This is a genomic window from Thermoproteota archaeon (assembly GCA_003352285.1).
Taxonomy (GTDB): domain Archaea; phylum Thermoproteota; class Nitrososphaeria; order Nitrososphaerales; family Nitrosopumilaceae; genus PXYB01.
Genome location: QQVN01000005.1, coordinates 241286 through 255605 on the forward strand (window position 1 = coordinate 241286; position 14320 = coordinate 255605).

Genomic DNA, 14320 nt, shown 5'->3' on the forward strand with positions numbered 1-14320 from the left:
TTTTGGTTTTAGTTTTTTCGTCTAATTTCTTTTTAGTTTCTTTTAATTGCTCAAGCTCAGCCTTTAGTTTTTCAGCTTCTATTGCTAGTTCTTCGTCTTTCTTTTTTGCCATTATTTCATCTCATTTATTTAACAGAAAACTTTCCCACTGTTGATATAATGTTTTGTTGTTGTTTATCATACATTTCTACTTTGATTTCATAATTTCCAGGCTCATCAACTGTTTCTGAAAAATCATCATCGAGAGGTAAGATTATACTTTCATCCCCAAAGCATTGACCAAAGAAACCGCTTTGAGTAACTACGGCTTTAGATGAAGCAGAATAAATTGTAACATACAGATCACCACAGTCAAATTTTTCATCTTTTACACTAACTTGAATCTCAATTGGAGTAGATGTGGAGTAAGATGATTCCAAACCAATAATTCCAATTGCCTTATTAGAAATGATTGGTCTGTCTGAAATCTCAAACTGCATCATATTGAGTTCTCTGTCAGGCTCTTGTAAGACTTGGCCTAAAACAGATGATGCAAAGATAATTGAAAGTACTACGGGAACCACAAAAACTACGTATAAGACGCCTCTGGCCACGTCGATACTTGATTTTTTGTTCCCATATATCTATTTAGTAATTATAATGATTTAAGAGAAATTTGTCGTACAAGTTAAATCGAAGGGACCGAATTAGTCGTTTAGATGAGACTAAGAAAATTCAGAGTCAGAGCTTATCGTTGCATTCATGATTCCGGCGAGATTACAGTAGGCGATCTTGCTGCTTTTGTTGGAAGAAATGAGAGTGGAAAGACTACAATTTTGCAAGCGCTAACTCTTCTAAACAAAGATGAGATTGTTTCAGACCTTGATCTTTGTGATGAGATGTCTGATGAGCTAAAATCAGAGATTCGTCTAGTTGAAGGAGATTTTTCACTTAGCCCAAATGAAACAAGGCTCATTAAAGAAAAGTTTCCAAATTTACCAGAAATAAAAAAGATTCAGCTGTTTAGAACCAACAAAAATCAAAAGGTAAGATATGATTTTGGAGAATTACAAATTAGTGAAGACGAGAACAGAGGATTAAACTCATGGGAGAATTTTAAGTCAAAAATTTTTAGTTTCCTTGAAACAATTCCAAACCACATTAGAATTCAGCTTGATACAAAGTTCTTTGAAGGTCCACCTCCAAAGACTCAGGAAAAATTTGACAGTGAAATGGCGGACTTTAGTAACAAGTTTCATGTTTTAGCAAGCCAAGAGTCTCAAGTAATAGAAGAATGGGAGAAAATTTATGAAAGTCCGGAAAATCAATTTTCAAATCTGTTATCTGGAACCACCGATAAGATAGCATTAACTAATTTTATTGAAAGTGAGCTACATCCAAGATTTGTTTATTTCTCGGATTACAAAAAAATCTATGGAAACATCAACCTAAATGAATACATCAAAGAATCAAAGGGAGATAAACGCGATGGTATAGAGTATATTGAAGAGTTTGACAAGGCAGAGACTGTTAGAAATCTCTTCTATCTTGCAGAGTTAGATGTGCAAGAAATGGAGGAGCTTCATGATAGTCCATCAAAATTAATAAAATTTCTAAATACTGCTAGCAATCGCCTGACAAGTAGGCTCAATCCTGCTTGGAAAGGAGATCCAATACATGTTGACTTGAGATATCAACCAGGTAACATCATGAGTGTTGTAATCTCCGATGTTCACCGAGATGGAACAATTACCAATACAGGTTTGTTAAACAGAAGAGCTGAAGGCTTTAAATGGACATTTTCATTTATTGTTAACTTTGCAGCAGAGACACAGAGGGCAGAATTAAAAGAAGCAATACTACTACTTGATGAGCCTGCAAGAAACCTACACCCAACACAACAGATGGGAATATCAGATTTACTAAAAGAGTTAGCAGGCTCTAACCAAGTTTTGTACGCCACACATTCACCGTTTATGATTTTTGATTACACACCAGGTAATCTACTAGTTGTAGAGCTTGACAAAAGAAAGCATCTCAGTAGAATATTTTATGATTATTGGAATGCAGATGATAAGACTCTGACTCCAATTCTGTATGGATTATCAAGAGGGTTAGTTCAATCAATCACCGACAGAGAGATTGGAACAAACTCTAGACCAATAATTATCGTTGAGACAATGTCAGATAGCATGTACCTTAATTCATTTGATAAGTTTTTACAGGATCCAAACATTTCGATGAATCCATTAAATGTAATTCCTGCATACAATAAAAACTCAGTTTTACCCTTAGCAATATTTTATAGAAATCACGGATACAGAACATTTATCCTATTAGATAACAGTGAGGAATCAAGACAGATTTCATCACAGCTTGTTGCAAATGACTTTTCACAGGTTCAAACAATATTTTTTGAAAGAGAAGGAAAACCAGTACAGTCAATGGAGGATTACATGGTCTTGGAAGATTATCTTTATGCGGTTAATCAGACATATGAAATAAAATTAAGACAAGAAGGATTCAGCAATCTAACTCCTGAAGAGATTCAAGAAAAAAATCAAGAAGGAATCATAGAGAATCTGCAAGCAATCTGGAGAGACCACAGGGAAGATGGATGGGGTAAATTTGACAATGAAGAGATTACAAGATACATTTGTGAAAAAATTGCCCTAAATGAGACAGACTTTTTGTCTGATAAGACAAAAGATAGTTTTAGATCATTATACAGGTTGATTGCTGAGCGAATCAGACAATATCAGAATGTTACTTCTGCCAAACCTGAGCAAGGAAAGGCAGCAAAAGCCAGGGCTTAAGTACATTACGGATGATAATTTCAAAAGTAAGAAATAGTAATTGGTAAAAGGTAATTAAGGTAAATCAAAGGTAGGAAACTGAATGAAGGGAATTATCTTTAGTGTATTATTTGCTATTTTGTTATTAGGTGTTAGTACACATGCAGTTTTTGCACAAGAAGATGCAGTTTCAGCAAAAAGTGTAGGTTTTGAAAAAACCATAATTATTGATTTTGCTAATAATGGCAATACAAGTATTGAAACATTTAGGCTTTGGCTTGGAAGTGATGATGGTTCATTCAAGTCATTTAAGACAGAACCAGGATGGACTGGAATTAAAACTCCCCAAGGTGTTCTAGTATTTACTACTGACAAGCCGATAAAATCGGGCGAGTCAGTAAAGTTTGGAGTAAAGACAGACAAGGTAAAGCCAGGAATTAACTGGAAAGCACTAGACACTAAAGAAAAAGAACTTGATATAGGTAAAGCACTTGTTTCGGATTTACCAGCGACTCCAGTTGAAACTTCAAAGAGTTCAACTCCACAAGATAATACTCCCGAACAAACAACATCATCCACAGGAATATTATCAAATTCTGAATTTAGGTTCATCCCAGATAAACCAAAGGTTGGCGCTACAATTAGAGTAGTAGGTGAAAAGTTTGGTGAAAATCAAAAGCTAGACTTGTATTTAGGAAATACAAAACTCAATTCATTTGAATCAAATGGAGACGGAAATTTTATGATTACTACAAAAATTCCTTCAGCACAACAAGCTGACAGAGTTAATTTTAGTGTAAAAGATTCCCAAGGGAATGAAAAGACAGTTAGCTTAAGACTATTAGAAACAGACGACGTACCAGAAACAACAACTATTCCATTAACGGTCAGCGGTCTACCATCTACATTATCCAGAGGATTACAGCTATCATTATCTGGAACAGGATCTCCAAACACTTCTGTTACTGCAACAATTACGAATCCAAATGGAATTATCACTACAACAAATGCCACTGAGGTGAACATAAGTGGAAAGTGGTACTATGAAACAATTATTCCGGGAGACGCAACACTTGGAACATATACTATTGACATTACTGATGGAAAAAAACACATCACCAAAGAAATTCAGATAGAATCATCTGAATTAATTGAGATCTTTCCAGTCAAATTAAAGTACGAGCCAGGAGAGAAAATAATATTTAATGGAACCGCAATTCCAAATGAAACTCTAGAAGTAGTCATAGAAAATCCACAGGGCGCCGAGGTATTTTCTGATATTTTTGAGGTAGACTCTACTGGATACGTAGAGTTTGAATTCCCTACATCGCTAGCAGATATTCAAGGAACATACATCATGTTTGGATTCCAAGGAAAAGAAGCGGGAATTAGTCTTGTAGGATTGGGTCAATTACCTGAAGTTCAGATTATTGCAAAAATGGACAAGCTAAACTACAAAGCAGGAGAAATTGCAACTGTTGCCTTAGATGGACCACCAAGTGCAACAATGTCAATAATTGTTGTAGACCCATCAGATAAGACAAAGGAGAGTGCTACTGCAACTGTAACCTTGGGTCCTGACGGGAAGAAATCACATTCAATTGATTTGACAGGGTATGCATCAGGTGTGTATACATTGGTAGTAAAGAGAGGAACATCACAAACTTCCGAAGTGTTTACTGTTGGACTACAGACAGGCTCTGGTGAAATTGACATTAGAACTACAAAGTTAGATTACAAACCAGGAGAGGCTGTTTTGATTCTAGGAAATTCTAAGCCAAATATTCTTGTAACTATTACAATGTATGATAATCAAGGAAATGTAGTCAAGGTAAAGGAGACATACACTAACAAGGACGGAGTTTTATCAGACAGTTCATTTAGGATTCCATCAGGCACGCCTGTTGGAAAATGGAAGGTAGAAGGTAGAAGTGGATCAAACTTTGATGAGTCATTCATCAATGTCGTAACAAACACAGAAGTTGAAGGAATGATTGTAACATTTGAAGGATTTGAAAATAATCCCACTGTAGGAAAACTTGTGAAGATCAGAGTAATTGGTGCACAGCAGCTAGTCACAATAAATATTCTCAACCCATTGGGTGAAGAAGTTGGCAAGTTACAATTCCCAGCATCAGGCAAGGGAGAGATATCAACGCCATGGCCTATGCCCAAAAATTCACCAAAAGGTATCTACACCATTAATGCAAAGGATGCATACAATTCAGCAAGTACAACTTTTGTTTTGCCATAGATACTAGTAGATACAATTTTTATTCCCCTACAGGAGCCAAGGTATTGTGAAATTAGAAGACAGGATTGCGGAATACCCTAATTTTCCAAAAAAAGGAATTTTATTTAGAGATTTTAGTCCAATTTTAAAAGATCCACAAGCTCTATTGTATGTAATTGATGAGTTTGCTAGATATTTTCATCCAAAAGATATTGATGTTTTTGCAGGAATAGAATCAAGGGGATTTTTGCTTGCCTGTGCACTGGCAATTCGCTATAACAAGGGAATGATTATGATAAGAAAGGCAGGAAAACTTCCAGGAAAGACAACAAAATTATCATACACAATAGAGTATGGGAAAGATACCATAGAGATTCAAAATGATATTGTAGAAAAGAATCAAAGAATTCTCATCTGTGATGATCTTCTTGCAACCGGTGGAACCGCAAAAGCCTCTGCCAAATTAATTGAGAGAGTAGGCGGAAAAGTTGCAGGTTTTGCTTTTATAATTGAATTAACGGAATTAAATGGAATTAAAGGAATCAGCAAATACAACTGTAAATCATTGGTGAAATACTAGTTGGAAGAAGCAGAGATTGGAATTTTTGGAGGTACGGGAATTTATGATTCAGGATTACTCAAAGAATCAAAAGAAGTAACAATTGAAACACCATATGGAAAACCATCAGATTCCATAACAGTTGGAGTTTTCAAGGATAGGAAAATTGCATTTTTGCCAAGACATGGTAAAAAACACACCATTCCACCACATATGATAAATTTTAGAGCCAACATTTGGGCGTTTAAGAAACTAGGAATAAAACGAATCATAGCTCCCTCTGCTGTTGGAAGCCTACAAGAAAAGATCGAACCCGGTCATTTTGCTTTACCAAATCAATTCTTAGATTTTACAAAATCACGAAAAGGTTCTTTCTCAGAAGATGGGAGAGTGATACACATTTCTGTAGCGGACCCATTTTGTCCCGAATTACAAAAATCCATACTTGATGTATCAAGTAAACAAAATCGCCACATTCACAAAGATTGCACATATGTATGCATTGAAGGTCCAAGATTTTCTACAAAGGCTGAGTCAAAATTTTATCGAAGTACTGGAGCAGATATTATCGGAATGACACTAGTTCCTGAATGCCAATTGGCAAGAGAAGCGCAAATGTGTTATGCGTCAATCTCAACAGTAACCGATTATGATGTATGGGCAGAAAAACCAGTCACTGCAAAAGAGGTTTTGGAAACATTGGCAAAAAATGTCGAAGGAACAAAAAAATTACTCACTGATCTAATTGAGAATATTCCAAAGAATAGAAGTTGTAGTTGTGAAAAAGCACTCTTAGAAGCTGAATTCTAATCATCTACAAATGATTCTTTTTTTAGGCCATCAGGTAACGAGAGATTCCCCTGCAATAGTTGTGTTTGAAGATTCAGTATTACTTCTTCTACATCATAACCTAATTTTTTTAATTCTGCTTCAGTTTCTTTTGATAATTTTGCACCCACGTTTTGACCACCTATTCGTCCAAAAGCAATTGCTGTGAATCTAAACGTGTTTTCATCAATGGAGAATTTGCCAGTGATTTTTGCAGCCATCTGACTGCCATGAATATTGTTGATGTGAACTTTGAGATCCAATTTATCTAAATTTCTACTGCCTTGTTAACATTTTCATCAATCAGAAAGCTCCAATGCTTCTCATCATTGACTTTGTATTCATTAACTTTGAGTGGAATGATTTTTTCATCTAGACATTCATGTTTATACTCAAAATTATCTTTTAATTTTGCCAGTCTCCATTTGTCCTTTCCTTTCTGTAATTTACATACGACAACTGCCCATTTTTCATCAGGTTCAATTTTTGGCATCCCTACAATATCAGATATAGATTCAATACCGAGTTGTTTTTCTTCACAAAACTTTTTCTTGCAAACAGCACATCGCCAAACATCAACGGAGCCAATGGTTCGCTCATCGATATTGATGTTCGTAACACCAAAGTATACAGGTTGATGCTTGCATGATTCCGTGTCCATTGTCAATAAATCTTCAAAAATTTAGTTCTATTTAGTCCTTGCAGCATCGTATGATCGTTCAAGTAAAACCCCGATACTGTCAACATTTTTGTTCCGCTTGAAATCAATTTTTTCTCTTTCACACATCTTTCGATACATGTTTACTGCGGTAAACCTAGGATGCATTGCCTCAAACTCAGTAGGACTAAAATCAATAAGTGCTCCTAATTTCATTAAGTTTTTTGCACACTCTAAGGCCTCATCTTCAGTGATATTCAGTCTTTTTGCTATTTGATTCGGAGTCATCTTTCCTTCTGTGGTTATTAGAAGAAATATTTTTGCCTGAATAGATGTTAATTTAATTTCTGAAACAAGGATTTTTTCTATCTGGGAAGTATCCATGCTAGTGATGAAGATAGGAATTATTTATTTTCGGTTGTTGAATCCGGCTTTGTAGTGAAGAACTTTTTAGAAATTTTAAAAGAGAAACCCAAAGCAACGAAATGAATTACTCCTCCAATGATTGCTGATTTGATTAAATCATCTAAAATTAACCAACTAATTGCAAATGCAGCAAGCGAGGGAGCAGTGACTAAAACTCCAATGATGGATCCTTTTGCCATAATATCTTTAGTTGAAAGTTTTTTTGGAGTTTTTTCATCCATTCAAATAATACTCAAAATTTGGTAATAAAAACCAAATATGCTTTATATTTGGCAAAACATCATTTGCAATATTGGCCAGTTATAAGGGAGCATATTCAAATGAACAATCACTAAATTTTGTAATTCCGATTATGGTGATTATTTTTCTTGGAATTGTGTACATTATGGCACAAAGAGCAGGGGCAGGATTTGTTAGCTTTATCTTGATTGGTGCAGCCGCTGTAACTATGATCTATTGGGTTCAAGTTCTCAAAAAAATGACAAAGGAACAAAAGCCAAAATACACTGTTAGAGAACAAGAAACAAAGAACTGGGTTTACGATTTAATAAAAGGTGATCAGGAATTTGTATTTGTCGCAGAGGTTCCAGGGCCAGAAGATAGAATTATGGTAAGACTTGTTGATGGAATCTTATACATTCGTGGAAGTGGAAACTTTTCAAAAGAAGTTCCAATTGAAGGTTCAAACGATATGCAAATTTTTGATTTCAAATATAGAAATGGCGTCTTGACATTAAGAATTAAAAGATCATAGACTCTTTGCAATTTCTAATTTGTGTGGAAGATATTTGTCAGTGATATTTGTAAGACCATACTTTGAGAAAGCCTCCAACTCTGCTTTGCGTTTAATTTTCAAAAATACTTCCAATTCTTTTTTCCATATTCCCTCTTGATATCTTGGATCTTTTTGAAGATCATAGCATCGTTTGATGTCAGATTCAGTCATTGGAATTGTAGGAAGTTTGTATTTTTCAATATCAGTTGCCCAGACACCAACCCATTTTGCATCAGGAACGGTTAGTTCACGTAGGTGTGCGGCGTTTGCAGAACCAGATTTGATTACCATAGCAATATGTTCCCCATACACATCTCCATCAGTAAGAATCACAACGGGAAGACTGAGCTCATCATGTAATCTCTTTAGTAGAGTTCTTGTGGAACGAGGAGCTTGTCCACCGGTATCGACAATTATCGCTTTGAATTTTTTATCCACTTGTTCTTCAACGAATCTTGTAAAAAGTCCACCTTTTTCTATAGCAATTACGATTTCTGCGCTAGTGTCTAGTAATTCTGCACTGGTAAGGCTAGGACCAATAGCGTAACCATCTGGATGGTTTGAAAGATTCATCTTTTTTCCTTCATATCCTGGAACCGTATATTCAATATTCAAATCTCCAAAAACGCTGCTTCTCTCTTCTGGAAATACATGAAAGTCTTCTCTAGGTCTAGCCAAAACTGCTTCAAGGTCAACAATAATGTTATCAGATTCAGATTGGTCCTCAAAATCAATTGCAAAAGCTTGAGAGGAATAGTATACATCTCTCAACGTAGATGATTTCTTCTCTTTTGTTAATCGATTTGCAAAAAATGCAAGCCATATTAGCTGTGTAAAGGATCTTAGTTGGGACGTGTTCTTAGAACTACGAAGAGCGGCGTTTTTGCCAAGAATGTACTGTCTAAGCTTGGAATCATATACGATATTGCTAACGGACCTACTAGGAATTGAGAATTTAGGAAATTCACCTTTCTCTAGTGTATCGTATGTCAGTAATCCTTGCTGTTTGAGTAATTCTAGTAAAGTGTTTTGTTTCTCTTTTGAGCTACCGCCAGATTTCTTAGCTTTCTTCAACTATTGCTTCCTCCTTGAGAATTTTTTTGATGTTTGGTGGATTTTTCTTTCCTGCCAATTCTGTACAGAATTGGGCAATTAGTGGAATATATTTTGAGTATAGATTTGCACGTCTTTGAGCCATTTCAGCTTGCCCTTTCTTTGACATGTATGCAGCCAATTTTCTAGATAGAAATTGTAACGCTAATTTTAGCTCTCTTTCAATTTCTGGTCTGTCAGCAACGTTTTCCTTTCCTACAGTCTTGTACGGAATTCTAGTGGAGCAAATATGGGAAACTATGACAAGTGGTGCGTCACCTTTTACTTTGTAACGAGTCCAATCAGTCTCATTGACTACTTTTAGGACAACATCACTTCCTTCATCATAGAGTAGTGGAATTCTATTAGCATATCTGTAAACTTTTGTGCCCCTAGTTTGGATATCTCCGCCATATGCAATACCCATTTCTACAATGAATGGAAATCCAGAGTATGCAGATGCTGAACGTTGAATTACTGCAGAAAAGTCAGGATTGAAGAATTTCTTTATTCCTTTTTCAAGAGGTTCTTCTCCTAATGGAGCAAGGCAACTAGGATCAGGAGACATAAAGTCTTCAAACTTTACTAGAGAGTCACTGAGCTTTACTAGTTCTTGATTCGTCATGGTACCAAGACGTTTTTCAGGTTTAAAACCCGCAAATTGAACAAACTTTTCTGCTGTTCCCCTACCAACTCTTTGAAATCTTTTTGAAAGAAATGTCACAAGAGTATCACCTTGGACCGTTCCACTAAGTTGCTTGTAATAATCATCATTTGGATCCATATCAATTACTACGGATGTTGATTGACCAAAATCATAGTAAGTTAATTTATGATTTGTAATATCAATATCATCAACACGGATTTTACTTAGTTTATCAAAATCCATTTGCAAAAATGACATCATTGCAACTACAACACGTACAGGTCGAGTTAATGATGACCACTTGCGTTTAGCCTTTTTCATAATTTCAGTAAAAGTAAATGATTTTTTACTCATCCCTAACTCTTTTCGTACTTTTTCAATCATATTATCATCTACGGTTGGAATCTCAAATAGAGTATCAACTGTCATGCGTCGAATGGTTTCAACATCTACTCCATGAGGATGAGGTTTGATTACAGTAGGTGGTGGAGGCATTGTTTTGATAATTCGTGGATAACGGAATTTTTCCTCTTTAGGATCATCAAATGAAATTGTTGCATATGGAGTGATTAGTGATGTTTCATAAACATAATCCCGAATTTTTGAACCAGCCTTTGAATAGTCGCCTTCAAGACATATGCTGACTGTCAAGCCTTGTTTTGAGACTTCATTTGTTTTATGTTTGAGAATTACAGGTTTGTTTTTTTGAATATCTAATAATAGTTCGTACTCTTCTTGCGTCTTTCCATCAGTGGAGCTTTTAACGGAAACTGGTTTGTTAGTAGTAATTTGGCCATATAGTATAGCCATGGTCGCACCCAACCCAAACATTCCACGAGCCTGTTTTAGCCCGAATTTAGAGCCGTATAGTACAGTTCCAAATGCAAGTGGCACATGCTTTGATTCAATGCCAGGTCCGTTGTCCTTAACTGTAAGAATGTATGGTTTAGGATCTGGTTGTTCTGGGTCTACTGCTTTAATTGATAAATGGACATCTGGAAGAATTCCTTTTTGGTCACATGCATCCAATGCGTTTTCTACAAATTCACGAACTGCGGTGTATAAGGAACGAGTCGGGTTACTAAAACCAGCTAAATCTCGGTTTCGATAAAAGAACTCACTTGGTGAGATTTGATTAAAATTTTCTTTAGAAGACATCTTGATCTTCCCAGAGTTTTAACTTCTCTTCTTTTTCTCGTCTTCTGGCACCTTCTAATTTGTTATAGACTGAACCATGCATTCTACCATTTGATAAGGCAGAGATTGCATCAACAGCTATCTTTAGCTTATTGGTTTCACCAATTATTGCAACAGTTCTACCGTAAACAGAGATGCTAGTATCACTTAGATTTTCAATGTTCATTCTTGCCTTACCACCTTCTCCAATAATTCTCCCTTTTATCCTTTCAACTTGCGATGGAGATTTTCCTACAAACTCTCTTAAGTCTATTACATGTAATGTGTTTTCACCTTTTAGTAGCTTCATTGCATTCTCTGGAGAGAATCCTCGACCAATTGCAGTGACGATCTCAACTGCTTTAAACGGTTGAATGTCTTCAATATTGCCATCAGCGCTGATTAGAATTTCTCCTGACTCACTATCAATATCCAGCTTTACTAAACAATTTTTTTCAATTTTGGATTTTGTTCTACCAGATCTTCCAATAAGGGATCCAATCCTATCTGTTGGTATTCGAATAAATTTTTCAAAGCTCATTTTGTTACCTCGTTTATCACATCAAGAGGATTTGGAATGGTCAATCCCCTTCTAACAAAGAATTTAGTTATGTTATTTATGTCTCTTTCAAGAAATGCTTTGGAATTAGGATGCTCAATGTCTACTGCAGAACCAAGATCAAATGCCACCAACCCATTAGAGGTCTTGAAAATATTGTATTCAGAAAAATCACCATGGACTAAATTTGCATCCTGGTAGAATCTTCGGATTAATTCAATAGATTCCTCATAGTCAGAATATTCAATCTCCGATTCTAAGAGCCTTCTTTCAGGAACCCCATTTTTACCCATAAATTCCATAGCCAATACGTTTTTTGAAACATGGATTGGTTTTACAACAGGTATGTTTTTCTCATAACACTGACTCAGATTAGTAAATTCCTTTCTGGCCCAAAGATATACAATGTTTCTTGTTCCTTTCTTTATTCTGGAAAAGCGGGGATCACCAACTAGATACTGTGATCGTTTTTTAAAATTAGATGTAGATACAAGATACACTTTTAGTGCTACGTCATTTTTATTTTTATCAACTGCCCAAAATACAACAGATTCTTTTCCAGCCTTTACCACACCATTTACATATGAAATAATTTCATCGTTTATCATATCATAAAGAGTCATCATAGTTGGTTTGTCCAACACATCATTGAGCGTTTTATTTTTATCAAAACCATCAAAAATTTTTCCACGGTGTTGTTTATCGATTAAAATTTTTTCAATCTTTGATTCTAGTTTTCTATCTAAATCATCTGACATTTGTTACATCATCTATCCAATACAAATTGTTGAATCATGTATTAATAATCTCTGGTAATTTTTTGTAAGATGATGTTTGAAAGTCGAACTAGAAAAGGAATCTATTAGAAAATAATAACTCAAAGATTTCAAACTCAATATAATTTCAAGATAGTCACATTTTAAAGACAATAAGAAAAGGAACGTCATCAACTTTTTTCACTCCTACTTCTGAACCAATTCCAAGTTTAATTGATAATGAAACGGTTTTCTCACCAGCCATATTTATGATAGAAGATTTTTTCAAAAGTTCTGCAGCCTCTTTTTCATCAACAATTTTTTCCCCATAGTAGCTTTTGCTAATGTTTATCTTTAATTCGTTTTCTGATATTACTTTTCCAAGTATGTTTGCATCACAAATATTTAGCATGGGGTTTTTTTGGTAGTCGGTAACTCTTACTGAATAGTTCATCATGCATACTTGCCTTTCAATGTAGATTTGGCACCGCATGCCTCACAAATTAAAAATGATATTCTGTTTTCCTTTACCACTTTTGTATCAGGGCTTTTGCAGGTAGGACACTCTAGATAATCCTTGACATAAATCTGAAACAATCTAGTAAAATCATCAGGATCACGTTTTCCAATAAACATGGCTTTATCACCTATTCGTTCTGCAGGCACGGCAAATTCCTTTGATAGGTATTGCAAGATTTTATCAGGATCCCTCCGTAAGACTTTGGGAAATTCTGCAAAATTTCGCAAGAAAGTTTTTTGCCCTTCCCACATTACGTCAACTGGAGGAAGTTCAAATCTAGAAGCATTTCCTTTTTTATCATCTGACAAGTTTGATTCAATTCGTTTCAAAAGTTTTTCATAATCTGATTTTGCCATGAAAAACTTTACAGTATGCCCTATATTGGGTTTTTTAAAAAAGAAGCTTTGTGGCCTAGGCCTTCCTACATTTTACCAATTCGGAAAACGTTGGTTCCACATTTTGGACAAGTGCCTTTTACAGCAGGTCGTCCATTTTTTAATTTAGTTTCTTTGGGATCTTTTATTTCCCTTTTTGCTCTGCATTTAACACAGTATGCCTCAGTCATTCTAGCAAATCACGAACGAAGTCCTATTTAGGAAGAGGCTGTAAAAATTATTTAACTATGCACTAGATGAGTGTAAATTTTTCAAGCCCCATGAGAAAGACATTGTAATTAATTTGCAGTAATCAACATGTTTTTAATTATTTTTCAGTCATTATGTTCATAGAATAGATATTTTCTATGTTTTAGAAGACGAATTAGATATTTTTGATTGGTCCACCAGTTATAAGCATCTAGTATATTTTCTAATTAAATGGCATCAAAAAAAGGGATTTCAGTAACAATTGGAATTTTAGCTGCAATTACAATTGCAAGTTTTGTGATTTGGACAATTCCACAAAATAATCAGGCAACTTTTGTTGTTTCAGATTATGAATCTCATTTAGATGGCGTTAAGGCAATTCATCAAATCATCATGGAAGATTTGGATGATGATTTTCAAAATTTGATTAATGGGGATGTGACATTCCAAGAATACATTGATGCAGCTGAAGGATCATCAACCCAGATTAACTCACAGATTATTCAATTAGTTCAAAGTGAGGTAAATGAGGAATGGTCAATGAGTTATTCCTATTACATGGAAGCCCTCAAAAATTATAATTCTCACATTAGGGAAACAATTGTAGCAGCAAACAAAATTGCTGAAAACGTAGATTCAGATATTCAAAGTAGCCTTGAAAAAAGCCAAGAATTCAAAGATAACATGTATAGCCTAATTGAGCAATCAGACAAGGCTAGACCTTGAAAAACAGGC

At 35.2% G+C, this 14320-nt stretch carries 17 protein-coding genes; 6 read left to right on the forward strand and 11 right to left on the reverse strand.

Going from position 1 to position 14320, the window contains the following annotated elements:
* Positions 1-125: 125 nt before the first annotated feature.
* Positions 126-593 (reverse strand): hypothetical protein, encoded by a 468-nt coding sequence (locus tag DWQ18_07550; GenBank protein RDJ33021.1) that lies wholly within the window; start codon positions 591-593, stop codon positions 126-128.
* A 105-nt stretch (positions 594-698) separates the two neighbouring features.
* Here DWQ18_07550 and DWQ18_07555 point away from each other — a divergent pair, with 105 nt between their 5' ends.
* The 4 genes from DWQ18_07555 (at position 699) to DWQ18_07570 (ending at position 6376) form a co-directional block, all read left to right on the forward strand.
* The gene (locus DWQ18_07555; GenBank protein RDJ33022.1) at positions 699-2795 is read left to right on the forward strand and encodes an ATP-dependent endonuclease; all 2097 of its coding nucleotides are present in this window, start codon (positions 699-701) and stop codon (positions 2793-2795) included.
* Between the two features lie 82 nt (positions 2796-2877).
* On the forward strand, positions 2878-5028 hold the full coding sequence (locus DWQ18_07560) for a biofilm-associated protein (GenBank protein RDJ33023.1): 2151 nt from the start codon (positions 2878-2880) through the stop codon (positions 5026-5028).
* Between the two features lie 46 nt (positions 5029-5074).
* Positions 5075-5587 carry an adenine phosphoribosyltransferase gene (locus DWQ18_07565; GenBank protein RDJ33024.1) on the forward strand — a complete coding sequence of 171 codons (513 nt, stop codon included), beginning with the start codon at positions 5075-5077 and terminating at the stop codon, positions 5585-5587.
* Positions 5588-6376 carry an S-methyl-5'-thioadenosine phosphorylase gene (locus tag DWQ18_07570; protein RDJ33025.1) on the forward strand — a complete coding sequence of 263 codons (789 nt, stop codon included), beginning with the start codon at positions 5588-5590 and terminating at the stop codon, positions 6374-6376.
* Here the strand turns inward: DWQ18_07570 and DWQ18_07575 are convergent.
* Genes DWQ18_07575 through DWQ18_07590 form a run of 4 tightly spaced genes read right to left on the reverse strand, consistent with a single transcriptional unit; the run spans position 6373 to position 7699 of the window.
* Positions 6373-6657 carry a hypothetical protein gene (locus DWQ18_07575; GenBank protein ID RDJ33026.1) on the reverse strand — a complete coding sequence of 95 codons (285 nt, stop codon included), beginning with the start codon at positions 6655-6657 and terminating at the stop codon, positions 6373-6375. The genes DWQ18_07570 and DWQ18_07575 overlap by 4 nt on opposite strands.
* A gap of 5 nt (positions 6658-6662) precedes the next feature.
* Entirely contained in the window at positions 6663-7061 is a 399-nt protein-coding gene (locus tag DWQ18_07580; protein ID RDJ33027.1) for a hypothetical protein, read from the reverse strand.
* 21 nt (positions 7062-7082) lie between these two features.
* Complete coding sequence (locus DWQ18_07585) at positions 7083-7436, reverse strand: MarR family transcriptional regulator (protein ID RDJ33028.1); 354 nt, start codon at positions 7434-7436, stop codon at positions 7083-7085.
* Between the two features lie 20 nt (positions 7437-7456).
* The gene (locus DWQ18_07590) at positions 7457-7699 is read right to left on the reverse strand and encodes a hypothetical protein (protein RDJ33029.1); all 243 of its coding nucleotides are present in this window, start codon (positions 7697-7699) and stop codon (positions 7457-7459) included.
* A gap of 71 nt (positions 7700-7770) precedes the next feature.
* On the opposite strand from DWQ18_07590, the gene DWQ18_07595 reads away from it, so the two are divergent.
* Positions 7771-8232, forward strand: coding sequence for an Hsp20/alpha crystallin family protein (locus DWQ18_07595; GenBank protein ID RDJ33030.1), 462 nt, complete (start codon positions 7771-7773; stop codon positions 8230-8232).
* On the opposite strand, the gene DWQ18_07600 is transcribed toward DWQ18_07595, so the two are convergent.
* The 6 genes from DWQ18_07600 to DWQ18_07625 form a co-directional block, all read right to left on the reverse strand.
* Positions 8227-9327, reverse strand: coding sequence for a DNA topoisomerase IV subunit A (locus tag DWQ18_07600; GenBank protein RDJ33031.1), 1101 nt, complete (start codon positions 9325-9327; stop codon positions 8227-8229). The genes DWQ18_07595 and DWQ18_07600 overlap by 6 nt on opposite strands.
* Complete coding sequence (locus DWQ18_07605) at positions 9314-11149, reverse strand: DNA topoisomerase VI subunit B (protein RDJ33032.1); 1836 nt, start codon at positions 11147-11149, stop codon at positions 9314-9316. Before DWQ18_07605 ends, DWQ18_07600 begins: the two co-directional genes overlap by 14 nt.
* Positions 11139-11708: an RNA-binding protein gene (locus DWQ18_07610; protein ID RDJ33033.1), complete on the reverse strand. Its 570-nt coding sequence runs from the start codon at positions 11706-11708 to the stop codon at positions 11139-11141. The genes DWQ18_07605 and DWQ18_07610 overlap by 11 nt, the downstream gene beginning before the upstream one ends.
* Positions 11705-12484, reverse strand: coding sequence for a serine protein kinase RIO (locus DWQ18_07615; protein ID RDJ33034.1), 780 nt, complete (start codon positions 12482-12484; stop codon positions 11705-11707). Before DWQ18_07615 ends, DWQ18_07610 begins: the two co-directional genes overlap by 4 nt.
* Positions 12485-12638: 154 nt before the next feature.
* The gene (locus DWQ18_07620) at positions 12639-12935 is read right to left on the reverse strand and encodes a DUF424 domain-containing protein (GenBank protein RDJ33035.1); all 297 of its coding nucleotides are present in this window, start codon (positions 12933-12935) and stop codon (positions 12639-12641) included.
* On the reverse strand, positions 12935-13357 hold the full coding sequence (locus DWQ18_07625; protein ID RDJ33036.1) for a translation initiation factor IF-2: 423 nt from the start codon (positions 13355-13357) through the stop codon (positions 12935-12937). The genes DWQ18_07620 and DWQ18_07625 overlap by 1 nt, the downstream gene beginning before the upstream one ends.
* Positions 13358-13816: 459 nt before the next feature.
* On the opposite strand from DWQ18_07625, the gene DWQ18_07630 reads away from it, so the two are divergent.
* Positions 13817-14311 (forward strand): hypothetical protein, encoded by a 495-nt coding sequence (locus tag DWQ18_07630; GenBank protein RDJ33037.1) that lies wholly within the window; start codon positions 13817-13819, stop codon positions 14309-14311.
* Positions 14312-14320: the final 9 nt, after the last annotated feature.